Raw genomic sequence first — 19,880 nt, 5'->3', positions numbered from 1 at the left:
GCATCCTCCGGGATGAAGCTGGCCATCGCCGCGATCGGCAAGCCGGGACGCGGGCCCGAGGCGACGCTCGCCTCGGACTATGCGGCCCGGGCGACGGCGGCCGGCCGGGTGCTGGGCCTCGGCCCGCTTGATCTGATCGACCTCGAACCCCGCAAGACCGGCAAGGCGCCGGAAGCCGAACTGCTGCTGGCGGCGGCCGACGGCGCGCACCTGATCGCCTGCGACGAGCGCGGCAAGACGTACTCCAGCCGCGCCTTCGCCGACCATATCGCGACCCTGCGCGACCGGGGCGAGCGGCGGCTGGTCTTCGTCATCGGTGGGGCGGACGGGCTGGACGCCGGCGTGCTCGCCGCCGCCGGATCGACCCTGGCCTTCGGACCCCAGACCTGGCCCCACGCCCTGGCCCGGGCCATGCTGGCCGAACAGCTCTATCGCGCGGTGACGATCCTGGCCGGATCACCCTATCATCGGGACTGATGAACCGCGCCGCCGTCCTGTCTATCCTGATCGCCCTGTCCGGCCTGCCCGCTGCAGCCTCGGTCCAGGACGACCTCGAACAGCTTCAGGCCCAGTACCGCGACGAACAGGTGCGCGCGCGGCGCCTGCGCGCCGACGCCCGCGACGCCCAGACCGAGATCACCGGCCTGGACCGCGAACTGGCGACCCTGCGCAGCGACCAGACCGCCGATGACATGCAGTTGTCCGCCCAGCGCCAGCGGCTGCGCGACCTGGGCCGGCGCGAGGCCGCCATCGTCGCCGAACTGGCCCAGGCCCGCGACGGTCAGGGCCGGCTCCTGTCCGCCCTGCAGATGATGAGCCGCAAGCCGCCGCCGCCGTTGCTGATCCCCGCCGACCGCGCCGTCGACACCGTCCGCGCCGCCATCCTGATGAGGGCCATGGCCCCGGAGATGCAGCGCCGCGCCGCTGCCTTCGCCACGCGTCAGGCCGAGGTCGTCCGCATCCGCCGCCTCGCCGTCCTGTCCAGCGAACGCCTCCTGACCACCGAAAGCGCCCAGGGCGACCGCCGCGCGGAGATCGAGGACCTGTCCGGCCGCCGCACCGCCCTGCTGGCCGTGCTGCGCGCCGACGCCGCCCTGGCCGAGCGCGCCGCAGCCGCCCTGGAGACCCGGATCCGCAACCTCGGCGGCCGCCCCGCGACGGTCACCGACGCGCCCACGCCGTCCACCCGCCTGCCCGGCGGTCGCACCCGCCTCACCGCGCCGGTCAGCGGCGCGCCTCTGGCGAAGTCGGGACAGGGCCTGCGCTGGGCCGCTCCCGCCGGTGCAATCGCCTCCCCCGCCGCAGGCCGAGTCGATCATGCCGGCCCGCTCAGCGGCTGGGGCGAGGTGGTCATCCTGGATCTCGGCGGCGGCTGGCGCGCCGTGGTCGCCGGCCTCGACACCCTCTCCGTAGAGACGGGCGAGCGGGTGGCGGACGGCCAGGGTCTGGGCTCGACCGCGCGCGGCGGCGAGGTCTATTTCGAACTGCGCCGGGAGGATCGGGCCGTGGATCCAGCGCCGTATCTGTGAGGGGGCCATGGCCCCGGCCCTCGTCACCGGGCGCGACCTGGCGAAACCGCTTCCCAAGCCGACATGACGCTGATTTTATCCACTGAACGCGGGACCGCCACGATTTGGTCGTGTGGTCCTAGGCCCTAAGCTCGACTCACTTAGCCCTCTGCTGCTCCGGCGGCTCCGAAAGAGACCGAATGCGTAAACTGCTCATCGTCGGCGCCGCCGTCGCGGCTCTTGGCCTCAGCGGCGTGACCGTCGCCAGCCAGACGCCACGCAACGAAACCTTCCGTATGCTGCAGCTGTTCGGCGACGTGCTGGCGGTGGTGGAACAGGCCTATGTCGTTCCGGTCGACAACAAGAAGCTGATCGAGGCGGCCCTGGCGGGCATGATGACCGCGCTCGACCCGCACTCCAACTATCTGCCGCCGCAGGGGTTCGAGGACCTGCAGGAGCGGACCTCGGGCGAATATTCAGGCGTCGGCCTGACGATCACGGCCGAGGGCGGCCTGGTCAAGGTCATCTCGCCGATGGACGGCAGCCCCGCCGCCCGCGCCGGCGTCCAGGCCGGCGACATCATCTCGGCCATCGAGGGCCAGAACGCCTCGGGCCTGACCGTGACCCAGGTGTCGGAGAAACTGCGCGGCGCCATGGGCACCTCGGTCTCTGTCACCTTCCTGCGCGACGGCGAGGAGCCGCTCGAGGTGACCCTGGTGCGCGAGGTCATCAAGGTCGAATCGGTCACCAGCCGCATGGAGGGCGACTTCGGCTATCTGCGCATCTCGACCTTCAACGAAAACACCGGCCGCGAACTGACCGAGGCGATCGGGAAGATCCGGCGCGACAACCCGGCGGTGAAGGGCTTCGTGCTCGACCTGCGCAACAACGGCGGCGGCCTGCTGACGGCGGCCATCGACGTCTCCGACGCCTTCCTCGAACGCGGCGAGATCGTCAGCCAGCGCGGTCGCAAACCCGAGCAGATCGAACGCTACGCCGCCCGCCCGGGCGACCTGACCGGCGGCCTGCATCTGGTGGTGCTGATCAACTACGGCTCCGCCTCGGCGTCCGAGATCGTCGCCGGCGCCCTGAAGGATCAGGAACGGGCCACGCTGGTCGGCCTGACCAGCTTCGGCAAGGGGTCGGTCCAGACCGTCATCCCGCTGGGCGGCGGCCGCGACGGGGCCCTGTCGATCACGACGGCGCGCTACTACACCCCGTCCGGCGCCTCGATCCAGAAGACCGGCATCGAGCCCGACCTTGAGGTCGCCCGCACCGAGGCCGAAGCCCGGATCGTGTCCCGCTCAAGCTTCATCTACTCCGAGGCCGCCTATGCGACCGCGCTGGACGCCTCCATCGGCGCCGAGCGCAAGGGCGCCCACACCCCGCGCGAGGCGCCGGGTGCGGACTATGACAAGGACGCCGACTACCAGCTCCAGCGGGCGCTCGACGTCCTGCGCGCCGGCGGCGACCTGACCCGGTTGGCGGCCGCCCCGGAAGGCATTGTGACCAGCGACGGGTCGGTCGAGGTCGCCGCAATCGACACGACCGAAGAAGAGTAGCGCCCTCAAGTCTCTTCCCTGTTCGCCGCTTGGCGAATGGGGAGGTGGCGGCGAGCCTCTTCGCGAGCTGACGGAGGGGTTCTTGCCGCACGCAGAACCCCTCCGTCTCTCCGCTTCGCTCCGAGCCACCTCCCCATGCCTGCGCCGCAGGGAGGAGACACTGAAACATGCCTAACGCGCCGTTAGGCTTTCTTAACCGCCGCCTGTTCATAGTCGTGCGCGATGATCGCCGTCCGGAATCCGTCCGGCCGCCAGATTGCAGAGCGTACTTCGTCCATGTTCGCCAAGCGTCAGTCCGCCCTCGCCGCCACGGCCGGCGCCCCGCCAACGGGGCGGCTGCCGAAGTTCGACCTCAAGTCGGCCCTCGCCGTGTTCAGGAAGCCGCCGGTCGCCGTCGGCGCGGCCGGTCTTCTTCTGATGGGCACGGTGGCCCTGTTCCTGACCGTTCTCGGCGACCCCCGCGCAGGAACCCCGACCGCCCGCGTGGCCCTCGAGCGCGAGGCCCCGGTCGCGGCGCCGGCGCCCACCGGCCTAGAAGCCTTCTCCATGGGCGGGTTCGCCGCCTGGCAGGGTCTGGGCGCGGACCCCGCCCTCGATCCGACCGGCGCGGCCGGCGGCGACGCCCTGATCACCCTGCCGGACGGCGCGACCGTCGCCGGCGGCTCGGCCATCGCCGCGCCCCGGATCGCCCCCTCGCCCCTGCCGGCGGCGCCCATCGCCGGTCTCAGCCAACCCGGGCCGCAAGGCGCGCTCCCTGTCATCGCCGCCGACGGCCGCGTCCCGGCCCAGGCCTATGCCCGACCCTTCCAGCCCAACGGCAAGCCGCGCATCGCCCTGATCGTCGGCGGCCTCGGCCTCAACGCCGTCACGACCCGCGCCGCCATCGAACGCCTGCCCCCGGACGTGACCCTCAGCTTCGTCCCCTACGCCCAAGGGCTGCAGGGCTGGATCGACCTGGCCCGCGCCCAGGGCCACGAGGTCATGATCGAGATTCCGATGGAGCCGACCGGCTACCCCAACAACGATCCCGGCCCCTACACCCTGCTGGCCAACGCCACGCCCAACGATGTCGAGGCCAGGATGGCCTGGCTGCTCGGTCGGGCGACCGGCTATTTCGGCGTCACCAACTATTTGGGCGACCGGTTCATAACCTCGGACACGGGCATGGCGGCCTTCCTCGGGACCCTCCGCCAGCGCGGCGTCGCCTTCCTTGACGACGGCTCGGCCCGCCGCAGGCCCGGCGCCTGGGCTCGCGCCAGCGCAGACGCGATCATCGACGAGACCCAGACACCGGCCGCCATCATCGGCCGCCTGAATGCGCTCGAGGCCGCCGCCAAGTCGCGCGGCGCGGCTCTGGGGACTGGCTTTGCCTATCCGGTCACGGTCGAGGCCGCCGCCCGCTGGACCGCCGGTCTGGACGCCCGCGGCCTGCAACTGGCGCCGGCGTCGTCGATGACGCAGCGGCCGGGGCGGTAGACCTAAAGGTCTTTTGCATCGCTTCAGAGGCGGGGCCCCGGGCCTTTAGGCCCGTGGCTGGCTCTGCGCGCGCTTTGAGGCTAATCCCGCCCACCGTGCCTCACAACAGAACTGGGTCCCCGCCTTTGCGGGGATGCTCGGATATGAACAGCGATCTCCACCCCACCCACCGTCCCAACGTCGGCGTCGTCCTGTTCAACCAGCACGGCAAGGTCTGGTTCGGCCGTCGCGCCGGACAGGCGGGCTCGCACGCCTGGCAGTTCCCGCAGGGCGGCGTCGACAAGGGCGAGGACATCGAGGCCGCCGCCCGGCGCGAGCTGGAGGAGGAGACCGGCGTCGTCTCAGCCGAGCTGATCGGTCGCACAGAGGGCTGGATCGTCTACGACTTCCCCGAGGCCCTGAAGGCGCAACACAAACTCAAGGGCAAGAAGCCGTGGGACGGCCAGAAACAGGTCTGGTTCGCCTTCCGCTTCGCCGGCGACGAGGCCGAAATCCGCCTCGACCAGCACGACGAGATCGAGTTCGACGCCTGGCGCTGGGGCGATCTGTCGGAAGCCTGCGACCTGATCGTGCCGTTCAAACGGCAGGCCTACGATCAGGTGGTCGCGGCCTTCTCGAAGTTCGCCGCCTAAGTTCCTCTCTCACCGGCGCACCCCGGCGATGAGCGACGCGCGGCGCGATATCCCGGCCGTCCGCATCCGTGATCTGGACCCCGGCCTTCGCCGGGGTGCACGAAAATCAGGGACAGGTCGCTCGCGTGACCCGCCGTGCGCTCGCGGGAAAGCGCGCCAGTTTTCCCACCGGCCGGATCGGGCGCGAGACGAAGTTACCCCCGCAGTTGGGGCAGACGCCGTTCAGCGGACCTGCCACGCACGACGCACAGAAGGTGCATTCGAAGGTGCAGATCCGCGCGTCCGGGCTCTCCGGCGGCAAATCCCGGTCGCAGCATTCGCAGTTGGGCCGAAGCTCCAGCATCCGCACCTCCTCATGGGCGTCAGTGCGACGAACCGCCGGGCGCCAGGCGGAAGATGACCAGGCCGGCCACGACGAGCAAGGCCGCGACCACGCGCAGCACCGTCAGGCTCTCGCCGAGCAGCACCACGCCGACGATGAAGGCCCCGACCGCGCCGATACCGGTCCAGATGACATAGGCCGTGCCCATCGGCAGCGACTTCATCGCCATGGACAACAGGGCGAAGCTGACGGCCATAAAGCCGAGCGTGAGCAGGCTGGGCCACAGCCGGGTGAAGCCCTCGGACTGTTTCATGAAATAGGCCCAGACGATCTCGAACAGGCCGGCGATGAGAAGATAGACCCAGGCCATTGGATACGGCCCTCCTTGCGAAAGGCCGGGCCGTCCCGGGCTTGGCCCGAGGCCCAGCGGCGTCGGGGCGAGGGCGTGGCCTCGTCTTGCCGCCGATATCTAGGGCCGTTTTAGCCCCGATCAAGTCGATTGGTCAGGTTGGCGAGATTGGCGTCGGCGCCTGATCGGTTTGGCGACGGACATTGGCGACCGTCATGCCCCTCGCGGACCGAAAAGGATCACACCTGCCCCGACCAGACAGATCCCCGCCCCGAGCATATCCCAGCGATCGGGCGCCCGATGCTCCACCAGCCACAGCCACAGCAGTGACGCGGCGATATAGACCCCGCCATAGGCCGCATAGGCCCGCCCCGCCGAATCGGTCTCGACCCGCGTCAGGAGCCAGGCGAACAGGGCCAGGGCGGCCATGCCGGGGATCAGCCACAGCGGCGAACGCTCCAGCCTCAGCCAGGCCCAGAACGCAAAACAGCCGGCGATTTCCGCGCCGGCTGCCAGCAGATAGATGAGCGCCGTCATGACGGCGCGCGGACCCTAGGCCGCCGCGACCTCGGTCGCCGCCTCGGCCAGGATGGTCAGGCCGGCGGGAGTCACGTCGGCGAAGCCACCCTTGACCTCGAAGGTGCGCTTCGACGAGCCGTCGAACACCGTGACCGGGCCTTCGCGCAGGGCGGTCATGAAGGGGGCGTGGTCGGCGAGGACGCCGAAGTCGCCCTCGACGCCCGGCGCATCGACCTGATCGACGAGGCCAGCGAAGACCTCGCGCTCAGGCGACACCAGCGAGAAAGAAAGCTTCCCGGCCATGCTTATGCAGCGTCCGCGGCGAGCTTGGCGGCCTTTTCGACGGCCTCTTCGATCGCGCCGACCATGTAGAAGGCGGCTTCCGGCAGGTGGTCGTATTCACCGGCGACGATGCCCTTGAACGAGCGGATCGTGTCTTCCAGCGACACGAACTTGCCCGGCGCGTTGGTGAACTGCTCGGCCACGAAGAAGGGCTGCGACAGGAAGCGGCTGATCTTCCGGGCGCGCGAGACGACCAGCTTGTCCTCTTCCGACAGCTCGTCCATGCCGAGGATGGCGATGATGTCCTTCAGCGACTTGTACTGCTGCAGGACTTCCTGGACCGAACGCGCGACGCGGTAGTGTTCCTCGCCGATGACCAGCGGGTCCATGATCCGCGAGGTCGAGTCCAGCGGGTCCACGGCCGGGAAGATGGCCTGGGCGGCGATGTCGCGGTTCAGAACGGTCGTCGCGTCCAGGTGGGCGAAGGAGGCGGCGGGCGCGGGGTCGGTCAGGTCGTCGGCGGGGACGTAGATGGCCTGGATCGAGGTGATCGAGCCCTTCTTGGTCGAGGTGATGCGTTCCTGCAGGTTGCCCATCTCGGTGGCCAGGGTCGGCTGATAGCCCACGGCCGAGGGGATACGACCCAGCAGGGCGGACATTTCCGAACCGGCCTGGGTGAAGCGGAAGATGTTGTCGATGAAGAGCAGGACGTCCTTGCCCTCTTCGTCGCGGAAATATTCGGCCTGGGCCAGGCCGGTCAGGGCCACGCGGGCGCGGGCTCCGGGAGGCTCGTTCATCTGGCCGTAGACCAGGGCGCATTTCGAGCCTTCGCCGCCGCCGGCGACGTTCACGTTGGACTCGATCATCTCGTGATACAGGTCGTTGCCTTCGCGGGTGCGCTCACCCACGCCGGCCAGAACCGAATAACCGCCGTAGGCCTTGGCTATGTTATTGATCAGTTCCTGCATCGTAACGGTCTTGCCGACGCCGGCGCCGCCGAACAGGCCGGTCTTGCCGCCCTTGGTGTAGGGGCAGATCAGGTCGATGACCTTGATGCCCGTGACCAGGATTTCCGAAGACGTCGATTGTTCTTCGAACGACGGCGCCTCGCGGTGGATCGGGCGGTACATCGTGGTCTGGATCGGACCGGCTTCGTCGATCGGCTGGCCGACGACATTCATGATGCGGCCGAGCGTGCCCGGGCCGACCGGAGCCAGGATCGAGGTGCCCGTATCGGTCACCGGCTGGCCGCGCGTCAGGCCCTCGGTCGTGTCCATGGCGATGGTGCGGACCATGTTCTCACCCAGGTGCTGGGCCACTTCCAGGACCAGGGTGAAGGGCTCGCCCGTCCTCTGGTCGACGTTCCGGGTTTCCAGCGCGTTCAGGATCGCCGGCAGTTCGCCGGTGAACTCGACGTCCACGACGGCGCCGATGACCTGGGCGATCTTGCCCACGCCCGTTCCGACGGTGACGACGGCGTTGCCGGTCGCGGAGGCGGCGGGAGCCTTGGGAGCCTTGGAAGCAGCGGGCTTCTTGGGGGCGGCGGGTTTCTTGGCGACGGTGTCGGTCATCGGGTGCAGTCCGTTTATCGTGTGTTCTGTCAGGATCGGAGGATCAGAGCGCTTCCGCGCCGGCGATGATCTCGATCAGTTCGGTGGTGATCTGGGCCTGGCGCTTGCGGTTGTAGCTCAGCGTCAAGGCATTGATGAGGTCGCCCGCATTGCGCGTGGCGTTGTCCATGGCGCCCATCTGGGCCCCGAAGAAGCTGGCCTGGTTCTCGTACAGGGCGGCCAGCACCTGGGTGGTGATGTTGCGCGGCAGCACGACGTCGAGAATTTCCTCTTCCGAGGGCTCGTAGTCGTAGACGGCGCCGTTCAGGTCGATCGGCGGGGCGTCGCCATCGACGACGGCGGGGATCAGCTGTTTCGGCGTCGGGACCTGCGAGATGACCGACTGGAAGCGGCTGTAGAACAGGGTCACGACGTCGGCGTTACCGGCCTCGAACTCCTCGGCGATCAGGGCGGCGATCGGCTCGGCGGCGGCCATGCCGATGACCTTGTGCTCGCTGAGCTCGAAAGTGCGCACGATGCGGGCGCCGAACTGGCGGGTCAGGCCGTCGCGGACCTTGCGGCCCACGGCGATGATCCGGACGTCCTTGCCGGCGGCGATCAGGCTGTTGATCCGTTCCTTGGCGGCCCGGATCACATTGGTGTTGAAACCGCCGGCCAGACCCTTGTCGCCCGTCGCCACGACGACGAGGTGCTTCTTGTCCGAGCCGGTTCCGGCCAGGAGTTTGGGCGCGCCGTCGCCGGACACGCCGGCCGCCAGGTTGGCGATGACGGCGGCCATCTTCAGCGCATAGGGACGCGCCGCCACGGCCTGGTCCTGGGCGCGCTTCAGCTTGGCCGCGGCGACCATGTTCAGGGCTTTCGTGATCTTCTGCGTGGATTTCACGCTTCCGATCCGATTGCGCATTTCCTTGAGGCTGGCCATCGGGTGGTGCTCTTCTAATCCCTACCGGTCAGTCTTACGCGAAGGTCTTGGCGAAGGCTTCGATGGCGGCCTTCAGTTCGGCTTCCAGCTCCTTGGACAGGGCCTTGGTCGTCTTGATGGCGTCCAGCGTCGACTGGTGGGCCGAGTGCATGCGAGCCAGCAGTTCGGACTCGAAGCGGGCGATGTCGGCCACCGCGATCTTGTCGAGGAAGCCGCGCGTTCCGGCATAGATTGACACGACCTGCTCCTCGACCGTCAGCGGCGAGTACTGGGGCTGTTTCAGCAGTTCCGTCAGGCGCGCACCGCGGGCCAGCAGGTTCTGGGTCGAGACGTCCAGGTCCGAGCCGAACTTGGCGAAGGCGGCCATCTCCCGGTACTGGGCCAGCTCGCCCTTGATCGAACCGGCGACCTGTTTCATCGCCTTGATCTGGGCCGAGGAGCCCACACGCGACACCGAGATGCCGACGTTCACGGCCGGGCGGATGCCCTGGTAGAACAGGTCGGATTCCAGGAAGATCTGGCCGTCGGTGATCGAGATCACATTGGTCGGGATATAGGCCGAGACGTCGTTGGCCTGGGTCTCGATCAGGGGCAGGGCCGTCATCGAGCCCGAACCGTTGTCCTCGTTCAGCTTGGCCGAACGCTCCAGCAGGCGGCTGTGCAGGTAGAAGACGTCGCCCGGATAGGCTTCGCGGCCCGGCGGACGGCGCAGCAGCAGGGACATCTGGCGATAGGCGACGGCCTGTTTGGACAGATCGTCATAGACGATCAGGGCGTGCATGCCGTTGTCGCGGAAGAACTCGCCCATGGCCGTGCCCGAGAACGGGGCCAGGAACTGCAGCGGGGCCGGCTCGGACGCCGTGGCGGCGACGACGATGGTGTATTCCAGGGCACCGCGCTCCTCGAGCGTCTTGACGATCTGGGCCACGGTCGAGCGCTTCTGGCCGATGGCGACATAGATGCAGTAGAGTTTTTCGCCTTCCGACGCGCCTTCGACGTTGATCGACTTCTGGTTCAGGATGGTGTCGATCGCCACAGCGGTCTTGCCGACCTGACGGTCGCCGATGATCAGTTCGCGCTGGCCGCGGCCGACGGGGATCAGGGTGTCGATGGCCTTCAGGCCGGTCTGCATCGGCTCGTGAACCGATTTGCGGGGGATGATGCCAGGAGCCTTCACGTCGACGCGGCGACGCTCGGTGAACTGGATCGGGCCCTTGCCGTCGATCGGCTCGCCCAGCGGGTTGACGACGCGGCCGAGCAGGCCCTTGCCGACCGGAACGTCCACGATCTCGCCCAGGCGGCGGACTTCGTCGCCCTCGGCGATCTGGTTGTCCTGGCCGAAGATCACGGCGCCGACGTTGTCGCGTTCCAGGTTCAGGGCCATGCCCTTAACGCCGGCCTTGGGGAATTCGATCATCTCGCCGGCCTGGACATTGTCCAGACCGTGGATGCGGGCGATGCCGTCGCCGACCGACAGGACCTGACCGACGTCCGAGACGTCGGCTTCAACGCCGAAGTTGGCGATCTGGGACTTGAGGATGGCCGAAATCTCGGCGGCGCGGATGTCCATTTGGATCTCTCTGTCTTGGTCTTCAGGGCGGGCCGTCAGGTCCGCTGCATGCTTGTTTCGGTGCGTGCCGTGGCCCGCTGCTTTTTTAGTGTGAAGCGGGTCAGGCCCGCTTCAGGGCGAACTTCATCTGGTCGAGCTTGGTCTTCAGCGAGGCGTCGAACAGCTTCGAGCCGACCTTGACCTTCAGTCCGCCCAGGATCGACGGATCGACGCGGGCGGTCATCTCGGGAGCCTTGCCCAGCGCCTGCGACAGGGCCGAGCGAATATGGGTGGTCTGGGCGGCCGACAGCGGCACGGCCGAGACGACTTCCGCCGCGACGACGCCGGTGTGCGCCGCATACAGGCTCTCGAAGCCGGAGATCACGGCGCCCAGGTCGCGGGCGCGGCCGTTCTGGGCCAGGAGGCCGAGGAAATTCTTCGTGGTGGCGTCGAACTTCGCCTTGGTCGCGATGGCCGCGAGGCCCTTTTGCTGGTCCTCGGCGGCGATCACCGGCGAGGTGGCGAGGCGGCGCAGGTCGGCGCTCTCGATCCAGGCGGCCTTCAGCGACTTCAGGTCGGCGCGAATGGCCTCCAGGCGGCCGGTTTCCAGGGCCAGGTCGAACAGCGCCTGTGCGTAGCGCGCGCCGACTTCCGTAGTTCTGAAATCGTCAGCCAAGGCCTGTCCGTCCGCTGTGCGTGTCTGTTCAAACGACCGGCCGCGAAGCTCGCGCCGGTCAAAGGCTTGTAATGCTTAAGGAAAGCACGCCAAGGGCCGTCTCGTCGGAAACGCCCCCTGGAAGCCGGGCGCCTGATAGCATGGGCTTTTCGCTGTCGCAACCGAAGCCGGGGAACGATACGGTCGCACCCACGCTCACCACTGCGACATTATGGCAGCCTCAACCTCAAAGAACGTCATTTTCGCCGCCCTGGCCGGGAACCTTGCCATCGCGGTGACCAAGCTGGGCGCCGCCCTGTTCACCGGCTCGGCCGCCATGATGTCAGAGGCGATCCACTCGGGCGTCGACACCGGCAACCAGATCATCCTGCTGATCGGGCTCAGACGCGCCGCCCGGCCGGCGAGCGTCGGCCACCCGTTCGGCCACGGGCTGCAGCTCTATTTCTATACATTCGTGGTCGCGGTCCTGATCTTCGGCGTCGGCGCGGTCCTCTCGATCACCCACGGCATAGAGCGTATCCGGTCGCCCGAGCCGATCCAGAACGCCTGGGTCAACTATGTCGTGCTGGGCCTGTCCGTGCTGTTCGAGGGCGCATCGTGGCTGGTGGCGTTGAACGCTTTCAACAAGCAACGCGAGGGCCGGCCCTTCTTCGCCGTCATCCGCTCATCCAAGGACCCGACCATTTTTACCGTCCTGTTCGAGGACACCGCTGCCCTGGTCGGTCTCGTCGTCGCCCTGGTCGGGGTGGTCTGCAGCCATCTGTTCGATCTGCCGGTGCTGGACGGAGTCGCCTCGGTCGTCATCGGCCTCATCCTGGCGATCGCCGCCGCCTTCCTCGCCGTCGAGAGCCAGAGCCTGCTGACCGGAGAGGCGGCCGATCCTGCGACCCGCGAAGGCGTCGAGGCCATCGCCCGCGCCGCGCCCGGGGTCATGGGGCTGAACGACGCCCGCACCATGCATTTCGGTCCCAACGAGATCCTCGTCTGCCTCAGCCTCGACTTCCGCGACGACCTCACCGCCGCCGAGGTCGAGGACACGGTCGCCCGGCTGGAGCACCGCATCCGCGCCGCCTACCCCCAGGCTGGCCGGATTTATGTCGAGGCCCAGAGCCTCGCCAGCCATGCCGCGGTCCGGGCCGCCGTGATGGCCTGCGGCGGGGCGGGGGCCCTGGTCAATCAGGTCCCTGAAGTCATTTCGACGCGGCCTGCGTCCTAGCCTGGGCTTGAACTGCGCCGCGCGGCGTGCGCTACAGAGAAAATCCTTCCCGCCAGAGAGACCTTGATGTTCGACAGCATTATCCCGCTGCTTAGCGACCCGGCCGCATGGGCCGCCCTCGTTACCCTGGTGGTGATGGAGATCGTGCTCGGCATCGACAATCTGATCTTCATCTCGATCCTGTCGAACAAGCTTCCGCCCGAGCATCGCCAGCGCGTGCGCCGCATCGGCATCGGCCTGGCCCTGATCATGCGCCTGGCCCTGCTGTCGGTCATCGCCTGGCTGGTCGGCCTGATCCAGCCTGTCTTTACGGTGATGGGCAACGAATTCTCGTGGAAGGATCTGATCCTGATCGCGGGCGGCCTGTTCCTGATCTGGAAGGCCACCAAGGAAATCCACCACACGGTCGACCCGACGCCGTCGCATGACGTCCTCGACAAGAAGGATGTGATGATCTCCAACGCTGGCTCGGCGATCGTCCAGATCATCATCCTCGACCTCGTCTTCTCGATCGACTCCATCCTGACGGCCGTCGGCATGACTGAACATCTGCCGATCATGGTGGTCGCCGTTCTCGCCGCAGTGACCGTCATGCTGTTGGCCGCCGACCCCCTGGCCAACTTCATCGCCAAGAACCCGACCGTGGTCATGCTGGCGCTCGGCTTCCTGCTGATGATCGGCCTCGTCCTGATCGCCGATGGTTTCGGCTTCCATGTGCCCAAGGGCTATATCTATGCCGCCATGGCCTTCTCGGCCGGGGTGGAGGCGCTGAACATGCTGGGACGCTCAGCCACCTCCAAACAGGAGAAGGCCAAACTCGCACGTCAGGTCGCCGATCAGGCGGAAGTGCGCGCGAGGGAAGCGGAGGCGGAAGCCGCCGCCGACCCGGCCCACTGATGCGTGGGCGGGCGTTCCGTCCGGTCGCGGCGTTCGCGGGGCTGATCGGCCTCGCCTTCGCCCCGGCCGTGGTTGCACAGACGTCAGCGCCCGCCGCCCCCGTCGCGCAGGCCGTCGCGCCCGCGACCCAGCCCGCCCGACCGCCGCGCTACGGCTACGATATCGTCGCCACCTATCCGCACGACCCCGCCGCCTTCACCCAGGGCCTGGAGTTCCACGACGGCATCCTGCTGGAGAGCACGGGCCGTCATCCGTCCAGCGTGCGCCGCGTGCGCCTCGAGGACGGCGTGGTCCTGCAGAAGCGCGATCTGGATATGCAGTTCTTCGGCGAAGGCCTGACCGCCGTCGGCGATCGCATCATTACCCTGACCTGGCAGGGCGGCCACGGCTTCGTCTGGGACATCGACGACCTCGAACCGGCCGGGACCTTCTCCTATTCCGGCGAGGGCTGGGGCCTGACCCACGACGACACGCGGGTCATCCTGTCGGACGGCTCCCCGTCGCTGCGTTTCCTCGATCCCGTCACCCTGCAACAGACCGGCTCGGTCCCGGTCACCTACATGGGCCGGCCGCTGGAGCGGCTGAACGAGCTGGAGTTCATCGAGGGCGAGGTCTGGGCCAACGTCTGGCAAACCAGTTTCATCGTCCGCATCGACCCGGCCACGGGCGTGGTCATCGGCGTCATCGACTTGACCGGCATCCTGCCCGACCCGGTCGCCAATCCTTCGGACGACGTCCTCAACGGCATCGCCTGGGACGCCGAGAACAGGCGGCTTTTCGTCACCGGCAAGAACTGGCCGAAACTGTTCGAGATCCGCCTGACCGGCCCGCGCTGACGTCACAAGTCCCCCCCTGTGCGCGCTTGCGCATGGGGAGGTGGCAGCGAGCCCTGCGCGAGCTGCCGCAAGCGTTCTTGCCGCCGCTGAGAATCCCTCCGTCTCTTCGCTACGCTTCGAGCCACCTCCCCACGCCTGCGGCGCAGGAAGGAAACAGGTTGCAGGAATTTATTCTCTCTCGCCTCTTGCGACCGCCAGCCGTCGACCCCACGTCCCAGTCAGGTCTTTGACATCTCAATCCGCGAAGCGCGTCGTCCGCCCGATTTTCGTCCGCTGAACAAACCGCCCACGCACAAATCCTTGTTTTCCCTCGTCCGACCAGTCGTTTCGTCCGTTTCGTCAGGGTGTTTTACGTCCGCACCCACCGGACGAACGGTCGCTACAGGAAGCTGTACGGATCCACATCCACCGTCAGCCGAACGGATCCCGGCACCTTCACCCGGCTGAGCCACGACCGCAGGAACCCCTGCAGGTCGACATCCCGGTCCGCCCGCACGAGCAGTCTCTTGCGACGCCGCCCCCGGATCAGCCCCAGGGGCGCATCGGCCGGGCCATAGACCTCCAGCCGCTCCGCGTTGGGGATCGCCGCCGCCAGGGCGTTGGCGACCTTCTCGACCGCCATCGCGTCGATGCCCGACAGGATGATCGCGGCCAGCCGTCCATGCGGCGGCAGTGAGGCCGCCTCCCGCTCAGCCATCTCGGCCTCAACGAAGGCGTCCCGGTCCCCGGCCGCCAGCGCCATCAGCACCGGATGCTCGGGCGTCCAGGTCTGCAGGATCGCCCGACCCGGCTTGTCCGCCCGCCCCGCCCGGCCCGTCGCCTGGGTCAGAAGCTGGAAGGTCCTCTCCGCCGCCCTCAGGTCCCCGCCGCGCAGGCCGAGGTCCGCGTCCACCACCCCGACCAGGGTCAGGTGCGGGAAATTGTGGCCCTTGGCCGCGGCCTGGGTCGCCACCAGGATGTCGATCTCCCCGTCCGTCATCCGCTGGATCAGGGCCCGCATCGCCCTGGGGTCCGGGATGGTGTCGGAGCTGAACACAGCCGTCCGCGCCTGCGGGAAAAGCTGGCGCACCTCCTCCTCGACCCGTTCGACGCCGGGCCCGACCGAGACCAGACTGTCCTCGGCCCCGCACGACGGACACAGCTTGGGCCGCACCATCGAGAAGCCGGTCAGGTGACAGACCAGCCGCCCGGTGTAGCGGTGCTCGACCAGCCAGCTGTCGGTGTCCGGCGAGGTCATCCGATGCCCGCAGGCCCGGCACAGCACCACCGGCGCATAGCCACGCCGGTTGAGGAACAGCAGGGTCTGCTCCCCCGCCAGCAAGGTCTCCGCGATCGCCTCCCGGAGCGGCTGCGACAGCCAGGTCTGGGGGTCGGGCGGGTTCTGCCTCAGGTCCAGCAGGCTGATCGCCGGCAGCACCGCCGCCCCGTGCCGGCTCGACAGCCTCAGCCAGCCGTAGCGGCCGTGATGGGCGTTCCACAGGGTCTCCAGCGACGGTGTCGCGGAGGCCAGGACCACCACCGCCCCCTCGATCCGCGCCCGCGCCACGGCCAGGTCGCGGCCGTGATAAACCAGCCCGTCCTCCTGCTTGAACGACCCGTCGTGCTCCTCGTCGACGACGATCAGCTTCAGCTTCGTGAAGGGCAGGAACAGGGCCGAGCGCGCCCCGACCACGATGTTGCAGCGGCCCGCGACCACCGCCTCCCACACCATCCGCCGACGCGGCGGCGCGACCCCCGAATGCCACTCCGCCGGCGCCGCCCCGAACCGCTTGGTGATCCGCTCGATCAGGGCCTGGGTCAGGGCGATCTCGGGCAGGAGGATCAGAATCTGGGCCGACGGGTCCCGCTTCAGCGTCCGCGCCACCGCCTCCAGATAGGCCTCGGTCTTGCCCGACCCCGTGACCCCGTCCAGCAGGAAGGGCTTAAAGACGCCGGCCTCGGTGGCCGCAGACAGCACGTCCGCCGCCGCGGCCTGGTCCGCGTTCAGCGTCGCCGGCCTATGGTCGGGATCGGGCGGATCGAAGGCGGCCTCCGCCTCGATCTCGATGACCTCGAGCACGCCCTCGTCGACCAGCCCCTTGACCACGGCCGAGGAGACCCCGGCCGCCCGGGCCAGCGCCGCCCCCGGCATCGCCGTCTCGCCGAGCGCCTCCAGCACCGCCGTCCGCCCGGCCGTGGGTCGCGCCGGGACCCTGTCGCCGACGCGCCTGAGCCGCCGCTCCGGCCGGGGCCTCGGCGCCCGCAGTCCCTTCAAGGCCGTCGCCGCCATCTCTCCGGGCGGGCTCAGGGTCCAGCGCGCGGCCCATTCGACGAAGTCCACGGTCCCCGGCGGCAGACGCGGATCGTCCAGCTTCGCCTCGACCGCCTTCAGCCGCCGGTTCGACCCCGTCGTCTCGCGCACCTCGGCCACGATGCCCCGCATCAGGCGCGGCCCCAGGGGCACAGAGACCTGATCGCCGCGCGCCAGGTCCATGCCTTCGGCCACCTCGTAATCGAAGGCCTCGTGCACCGGCAGGGGAATGAGAACCGAGGCGACTTGCACCTATTCCTCCCCCGTCGGGGGAGGGGGACCGCCGCGCGCTTGCGCGGGGGTGGAGGGGGCCCGCCGCCTCCGTCGGACTCCGGATCGGGCCCCCTCCGTCTCTCCGCTTCGCTTCGAGCCTTGAGGATCGGCTCGTACACGAGCCGACCGCAAGCCCCCGACGGGGGAGGATTTAGAGGCTCGCTCTCGCCTGCCTACGCCGTTAAAACCCGGACCCATGAAACTCTTCCTCGACACCGCCGACGTCGCCGTCATCAAGGACATGCTGCCCACCGGGATGGTGGACGGCGTGACCACCAATCCCACGCTGATCGCAAAGTCCGGGCGCAACATCGCCGAGGTCATCGCCGAAATCTGCGCCCTGGTCGAGGGCCCGATCTCGGCAGAGGCCGTGGCGACCGATTTCGAGACCATGGTCAAGGAAGGCGACAAGCTCGCCGCCATCGCCCCGAACGTCGTGGTGAAGCTGCCCCTGACCTGGGACGGCCTGCGCGCGGCCCGCGCCTTCGCCGACAAGGGCGTCCAGACCAACGTCACCCTTTGCTTTTCCGCCGCCCAGGCCCTGCTGGCCGCCAAGGCCGGCGCCACCTACGTCTCGCCCTTCGTCGGCCGCCTCGATGACCACGGCGCCCAGGGCATCGAGCTGCTGGAAGAGATCCGCGCGATCTACGACATCCACGGCTTCGAGACCCGGATTCTGGCCGCCTCCCTGCGTCACCCGGCCCATGTGACGGCCGCCGCGCTCGCCGGATCGGACGCCGCCACCCTGCCCGCAGACACTTTCAAGGCCCTGATCAAGCACCCGTTAACCGACAAGGGTCTTGATGCCTTCCTGGCGGACTGGGGCAAGACGGGCCAGTCGATCCTCTAGAGGATCGACAAACCGGGACGCTCCATTCTGTAGTTTACGACCCGGCGTTCCGGGAGGAGCGCCGACGTGACGTCCAGGGACCAGACCGCAGACCTGTTCGCCGCCGGCGACCTTCACTGGCCCGACGTCCGCGCCTGGCTGCAAGCCAACCCCCAGACCCTGCTGGACGACCGTTCCCTGCTGGCGGAGGTCGGTCTGAAGCCGCCTGGGCGCAATGTCGTCGAGTTCGGCCGCGCCGCCCTGACCCGGCTCGAGGAAGCCGCCGAGCGCGAGGCCGACGCCAGGAAACGTATCGAGTCGGTCGCCCGTGCGAACTTCGCCGCCCAGACCCAGACCCATGTCGCGGCCCTGAATCTGATGGAGTCGCGCAACCACTCCGATCTCGCCCGCAGGCTGGATGCGGTGGCGCAGGGCCGCTTCGGCCTCGCGGGCGCCGCCATGGCCATCGAGAAGCCGGGTGGCGTGCCCTTCGGCTGGCGGGGGCTGGAGGTCGGCGCCGTCGACACCCTGCTCGGCGACCACGGGCTGACCTGGCTTGGGCCCATGTTCGACGGCCTCGACCTTTTCGGCCCTTCGACGGAGCAGGCCAGGTCCGTGGCCCTGATCCGCATGGCGCCGCACCTCGGCGGCGAGCGCCCCGAAGAGGCCCGCCCCGGCCTCTGCGCCTTCGCCTCGCCCGAGGAAGAAGGCTTCACCCCCGGCATGGGCTGCGAACTGGTCGCCTTCATCGCCCGGGTCGTCGAACGCACGGCCGAGCGATGGCCGATCCTCAACTGACCGCCCCAAGGCGCCTCAGCGCAAATGAGGCCCTCTCGGCCTGGCTTGAGCATCTGGCGCATGAGCGCCGCCTGTCGCCCCGCACGCTGGAGGCCTACGGCCATATCGGTCGCCAATATCTCTCCTTCCTCGAACGCCATCGTGGCGAGCCGCAGCGTCTCGCCGACCTCGGGACCGTCGCCGCCGCCGAACTGCGCGCCCACCTCGCCGAGCGACGCTCCGGCGCCAATTCCAGCAAGAATGGGCCACTCAATGCCCGCTCGCTCAGCCAGACCCTGTCGGCGATCCGCACCTTCCACGTCTTCCTCGACCGCCGCTGCGGCACGCCCGCGCCCCAGTTGGCCCTGGTGCGCGGGCCCCGGGTGAAGCCCTCCCTGCCCCGCCCGGTCAGCGCCGATCAGGCCCGGGGCATGCTCGCCGAGCCCGCCCTCGATCCGGACGCCGAACCGTGGGAGGCGTTGCGCGACGTCGCGGTCCTGTCGCTGCTCTACGGCTGTGGCCTGCGAATCTCGGAGGCGCTCGGCCTGACCCGCGCCGATGCGCCATTGCTCGAAAGCCTGCGCATCACCGGCAAGGGCGGCAAGACCCGGATGGTCCCGGTCCTGCCCGCCGTGCGGTCAGCGGTTGACGCCGCGCTCGCCGCCCAGCCCTTCCCGCTCGAGCCGTCGGACGCCCTGTTTCGGGCCCGTCGCGGCGGCCCGCTCAGCGCCCGCCATGTGCAGGCGACGGTACAGAAATTGCGCGGCCGACTAGGCCTGCCGGCATCGGCCACGCCCCACGCACTGAGGCACAGCTTCGCCACCCATCTGCTGGGCGCGGGCGCCGATCTGCGCAGTATTCAGGAGCTGTTGGGCCACGCCAGCCTGTCCACGACCCAGAAATACACCGCCGTCGACGCCGCCCATCTGCTGGGCGCCTACGCCGCGGCCCATCCACGAGCCTAGTGGGCCGGAAGGCGATCTCCGCGTCCGGGCGCGACGGCTTCACGACCGATCGCGTTCGAGCCGGGCACCCGGTAGTTGACGACGATCGGTTCCGGACAGCCGTTCACTCGGCGATCCAGCAGGCGATAGAGGCCGACCGGGTCGCCGCCGTCGCGCCATAGAAGGCTGTTTCCGGCATTCGGATACGTGGCCAACCTGACATCGCTGTCGCAGCCGAAACCGGTGTCGCTCAAGACCGGCATCCGCGCGGCGTTCTCTTGCGCAGGACGCTCCGGCACGATCATCTCTTGAATTGTCCCGGGCCGAAGGGAAGGGGCAGGAATCTCGGCGGTCTGGGGCGCGGCGGTGAGAAGGAGCAGCATCGACAACATCGGAATCTTTATTCTGAACGCCCGGTATACACCCTCCGGCTGCACTCCGACATGACCA

Annotated in this window: 21 protein-coding genes; 11 read left to right on the top strand and 10 right to left on the bottom strand. The window is 68.7% G+C overall.

All coding sequences use genetic code 11. The features are described 5' to 3' along the window. Positions 1 to 12 precede the first annotated feature (12 nt). The 5 genes from rlmH (at position 13) to ACP7AU_RS05810 (ending at position 5,178) form a co-directional block, all read left to right on the top strand. Entirely contained in the window at positions 13 to 477 is a 465-nt protein-coding gene (gene rlmH / locus ACP7AU_RS05830; protein WP_303697093.1) for a 23S rRNA (pseudouridine(1915)-N(3))-methyltransferase RlmH, read from the top strand. After that, the gene (locus ACP7AU_RS05825) at positions 477 to 1,529 is read left to right on the top strand and encodes a murein hydrolase activator EnvC family protein (RefSeq protein ID WP_426050811.1); all 1,053 of its coding nucleotides are present in this window, start codon (positions 477 to 479) and stop codon (positions 1,527 to 1,529) included. Before rlmH ends, ACP7AU_RS05825 begins: the two co-directional genes overlap by 1 nt. A gap of 179 nt (positions 1,530 to 1,708) precedes the next feature. Beyond that, on the top strand, positions 1,709 to 3,070 hold the full coding sequence (locus ACP7AU_RS05820; RefSeq protein WP_426050810.1) for a S41 family peptidase: 1,362 nt from the start codon (positions 1,709 to 1,711) through the stop codon (positions 3,068 to 3,070). A gap of 276 nt (positions 3,071 to 3,346) precedes the next feature. Continuing rightward, a complete protein-coding gene (locus ACP7AU_RS05815; protein ID WP_426038874.1) occupies positions 3,347 to 4,546 on the top strand; it encodes a divergent polysaccharide deacetylase family protein in 1,200 nt (399 codons plus the stop codon). 143 nt (positions 4,547 to 4,689) lie between these two features. Next, on the top strand, positions 4,690 to 5,178 hold the full coding sequence (locus ACP7AU_RS05810) for an RNA pyrophosphohydrolase (RefSeq protein WP_426050809.1): 489 nt from the start codon (positions 4,690 to 4,692) through the stop codon (positions 5,176 to 5,178). A 106-nt stretch (positions 5,179 to 5,284) separates the two neighbouring features. Here ACP7AU_RS05810 and ACP7AU_RS05805 read toward each other — a convergent pair whose 3' ends face one another. From ACP7AU_RS05805 to ACP7AU_RS05770, 8 genes are all read right to left on the bottom strand, one after another. Then, entirely contained in the window at positions 5,285 to 5,521 is a 237-nt protein-coding gene (locus tag ACP7AU_RS05805; protein WP_426038834.1) for a DUF1272 domain-containing protein, read from the bottom strand. A 19-nt stretch (positions 5,522 to 5,540) separates the two neighbouring features. Continuing rightward, complete coding sequence (locus ACP7AU_RS05800) at positions 5,541 to 5,927, bottom strand: DMT family transporter (RefSeq protein WP_426050894.1); 387 nt, start codon at positions 5,925 to 5,927, stop codon at positions 5,541 to 5,543. Between the two features lie 135 nt (positions 5,928 to 6,062). Next, on the bottom strand, positions 6,063 to 6,386 hold the full coding sequence (locus ACP7AU_RS05795) for a YnfA family protein (protein WP_426038835.1): 324 nt from the start codon (positions 6,384 to 6,386) through the stop codon (positions 6,063 to 6,065). Between the two features lie 15 nt (positions 6,387 to 6,401). Continuing rightward, complete coding sequence (locus ACP7AU_RS05790) at positions 6,402 to 6,671, bottom strand: ATP synthase F1 subunit epsilon (RefSeq protein WP_426038836.1); 270 nt, start codon at positions 6,669 to 6,671, stop codon at positions 6,402 to 6,404. Between the two features lie 2 nt (positions 6,672 to 6,673). Further along, the gene (gene atpD, locus ACP7AU_RS05785; protein WP_426050808.1) at positions 6,674 to 8,221 is read right to left on the bottom strand and encodes a F0F1 ATP synthase subunit beta; all 1,548 of its coding nucleotides are present in this window, start codon (positions 8,219 to 8,221) and stop codon (positions 6,674 to 6,676) included. A gap of 43 nt (positions 8,222 to 8,264) precedes the next feature. Beyond that, complete coding sequence (locus tag ACP7AU_RS05780) at positions 8,265 to 9,143, bottom strand: F0F1 ATP synthase subunit gamma (RefSeq protein ID WP_426038838.1); 879 nt, start codon at positions 9,141 to 9,143, stop codon at positions 8,265 to 8,267. Between the two features lie 34 nt (positions 9,144 to 9,177). Continuing rightward, positions 9,178 to 10,713, bottom strand: a complete 1,536-nt coding sequence (atpA, locus tag ACP7AU_RS05775) for a F0F1 ATP synthase subunit alpha (RefSeq protein ID WP_426038839.1) — start codon at positions 10,711 to 10,713, stop codon at positions 9,178 to 9,180. Between the two features lie 100 nt (positions 10,714 to 10,813). Beyond that, positions 10,814 to 11,368, bottom strand: coding sequence for a F0F1 ATP synthase subunit delta (locus ACP7AU_RS05770; RefSeq protein WP_426038840.1), 555 nt, complete (start codon positions 11,366 to 11,368; stop codon positions 10,814 to 10,816). A 211-nt stretch (positions 11,369 to 11,579) separates the two neighbouring features. Here ACP7AU_RS05770 and ACP7AU_RS05765 point away from each other — a divergent pair, with 211 nt between their 5' ends. The 3 genes from ACP7AU_RS05765 to ACP7AU_RS05755 all read left to right on the top strand — a co-directional run bounded on the left by ACP7AU_RS05765 (position 11,580) and on the right by ACP7AU_RS05755 (position 14,317). Further along, positions 11,580 to 12,584 (top strand): cation diffusion facilitator family transporter, encoded by a 1,005-nt coding sequence (locus tag ACP7AU_RS05765; RefSeq protein WP_426050807.1) that lies wholly within the window; start codon positions 11,580 to 11,582, stop codon positions 12,582 to 12,584. 66 nt (positions 12,585 to 12,650) lie between these two features. Further along, positions 12,651 to 13,481, top strand: coding sequence for a TerC family protein (locus ACP7AU_RS05760; RefSeq protein WP_426038842.1), 831 nt, complete (start codon positions 12,651 to 12,653; stop codon positions 13,479 to 13,481). Further along, the gene (locus tag ACP7AU_RS05755) at positions 13,481 to 14,317 is read left to right on the top strand and encodes a glutaminyl-peptide cyclotransferase (protein WP_426038843.1); all 837 of its coding nucleotides are present in this window, start codon (positions 13,481 to 13,483) and stop codon (positions 14,315 to 14,317) included. Before ACP7AU_RS05760 ends, ACP7AU_RS05755 begins: the two co-directional genes overlap by 1 nt. Before the next feature lie 379 nt (positions 14,318 to 14,696). Here the strand turns inward: ACP7AU_RS05755 and ACP7AU_RS05750 are convergent, their stop codons facing one another. Next, positions 14,697 to 16,859 (bottom strand): primosomal protein N', encoded by a 2,163-nt coding sequence (locus ACP7AU_RS05750; protein ID WP_426050806.1) that lies wholly within the window; start codon positions 16,857 to 16,859, stop codon positions 14,697 to 14,699. A gap of 217 nt (positions 16,860 to 17,076) precedes the next feature. Between ACP7AU_RS05750 and fsa the strand changes: the two genes are divergently transcribed. The 3 genes from fsa to ACP7AU_RS05735 all read left to right on the top strand — a co-directional run bounded on the left by fsa (position 17,077) and on the right by ACP7AU_RS05735 (position 19,451). After that, positions 17,077 to 17,730, top strand: a complete 654-nt coding sequence (gene fsa, locus ACP7AU_RS05745; RefSeq protein WP_425989386.1) for a fructose-6-phosphate aldolase — start codon at positions 17,077 to 17,079, stop codon at positions 17,728 to 17,730. A gap of 66 nt (positions 17,731 to 17,796) precedes the next feature. Beyond that, positions 17,797 to 18,507 (top strand): DUF484 family protein, encoded by a 711-nt coding sequence (locus ACP7AU_RS05740; protein WP_426050805.1) that lies wholly within the window; start codon positions 17,797 to 17,799, stop codon positions 18,505 to 18,507. Next, positions 18,489 to 19,451 (top strand): tyrosine recombinase XerC, encoded by a 963-nt coding sequence (locus ACP7AU_RS05735; protein ID WP_426050804.1) that lies wholly within the window; start codon positions 18,489 to 18,491, stop codon positions 19,449 to 19,451. Before ACP7AU_RS05740 ends, ACP7AU_RS05735 begins: the two co-directional genes overlap by 19 nt. On the opposite strand, the gene ACP7AU_RS05730 is transcribed toward ACP7AU_RS05735, so the two are convergent. Next, positions 19,448 to 19,819 carry a hypothetical protein gene (locus tag ACP7AU_RS05730; protein ID WP_426050803.1) on the bottom strand — a complete coding sequence of 124 codons (372 nt, stop codon included), beginning with the start codon at positions 19,817 to 19,819 and terminating at the stop codon, positions 19,448 to 19,450. The genes ACP7AU_RS05735 and ACP7AU_RS05730 overlap by 4 nt on opposite strands. Between the last annotated feature and the right edge of the window lie 61 nt (positions 19,820 to 19,880).

The organism is Brevundimonas sp. SL161, from assembly GCF_049896985.1.
GTDB lineage: Bacteria > Pseudomonadota > Alphaproteobacteria > Caulobacterales > Caulobacteraceae > Brevundimonas.
The sequence above is the reverse complement of the archived record's forward strand: the minus strand, read 5'-3'. Positions and strand labels throughout refer to the sequence as shown.

Excerpts from the sequence above, each read along its gene's own strand:
- ACP7AU_RS05780 (WP_426038838.1), bottom strand. The coding sequence starts at position 9,143 with ATGGCCAGCCTCAAGGAAATGCGCAATCGGATCGGAAGCGTGAAATCC.
- fsa (WP_425989386.1), top strand. The coding sequence starts at position 17,077 with ATGAAACTCTTCCTCGACACCGCCGACGTCGCCGTCATCAAGGACATG.
- ACP7AU_RS05815 (WP_426038874.1), top strand. The coding sequence starts at position 3,347 with ATGTTCGCCAAGCGTCAGTCCGCCCTCGCCGCCACGGCCGGCGCCCCG.
- atpD (WP_426050808.1), bottom strand. The coding sequence starts at position 8,221 with ATGACCGACACCGTCGCCAAGAAACCCGCCGCCCCCAAGAAGCCCGCT.
- ACP7AU_RS05735 (WP_426050804.1), top strand. The coding sequence starts at position 18,489 with ATGGCCGATCCTCAACTGACCGCCCCAAGGCGCCTCAGCGCAAATGAG.
- ACP7AU_RS05805 (WP_426038834.1), bottom strand. The coding sequence starts at position 5,521 with ATGCTGGAGCTTCGGCCCAACTGCGAATGCTGCGACCGGGATTTGCCG.
- ACP7AU_RS05820 (WP_426050810.1), top strand. The coding sequence starts at position 1,709 with ATGCGTAAACTGCTCATCGTCGGCGCCGCCGTCGCGGCTCTTGGCCTC.
- ACP7AU_RS05825 (WP_426050811.1), top strand. The coding sequence starts at position 477 with ATGAACCGCGCCGCCGTCCTGTCTATCCTGATCGCCCTGTCCGGCCTG.
- ACP7AU_RS05765 (WP_426050807.1), top strand. The coding sequence starts at position 11,580 with ATGGCAGCCTCAACCTCAAAGAACGTCATTTTCGCCGCCCTGGCCGGG.
- ACP7AU_RS05755 (WP_426038843.1), top strand. The coding sequence starts at position 13,481 with ATGCGTGGGCGGGCGTTCCGTCCGGTCGCGGCGTTCGCGGGGCTGATC.
- ACP7AU_RS05790 (WP_426038836.1), bottom strand. The coding sequence starts at position 6,671 with ATGGCCGGGAAGCTTTCTTTCTCGCTGGTGTCGCCTGAGCGCGAGGTC.
- rlmH (WP_303697093.1), top strand. The coding sequence starts at position 13 with ATGAAGCTGGCCATCGCCGCGATCGGCAAGCCGGGACGCGGGCCCGAG.
- ACP7AU_RS05795 (WP_426038835.1), bottom strand. The coding sequence starts at position 6,386 with ATGACGGCGCTCATCTATCTGCTGGCAGCCGGCGCGGAAATCGCCGGC.
- ACP7AU_RS05760 (WP_426038842.1), top strand. The coding sequence starts at position 12,651 with ATGTTCGACAGCATTATCCCGCTGCTTAGCGACCCGGCCGCATGGGCC.
- ACP7AU_RS05810 (WP_426050809.1), top strand. The coding sequence starts at position 4,690 with ATGAACAGCGATCTCCACCCCACCCACCGTCCCAACGTCGGCGTCGTC.
- atpA (WP_426038839.1), bottom strand. The coding sequence starts at position 10,713 with ATGGACATCCGCGCCGCCGAGATTTCGGCCATCCTCAAGTCCCAGATC.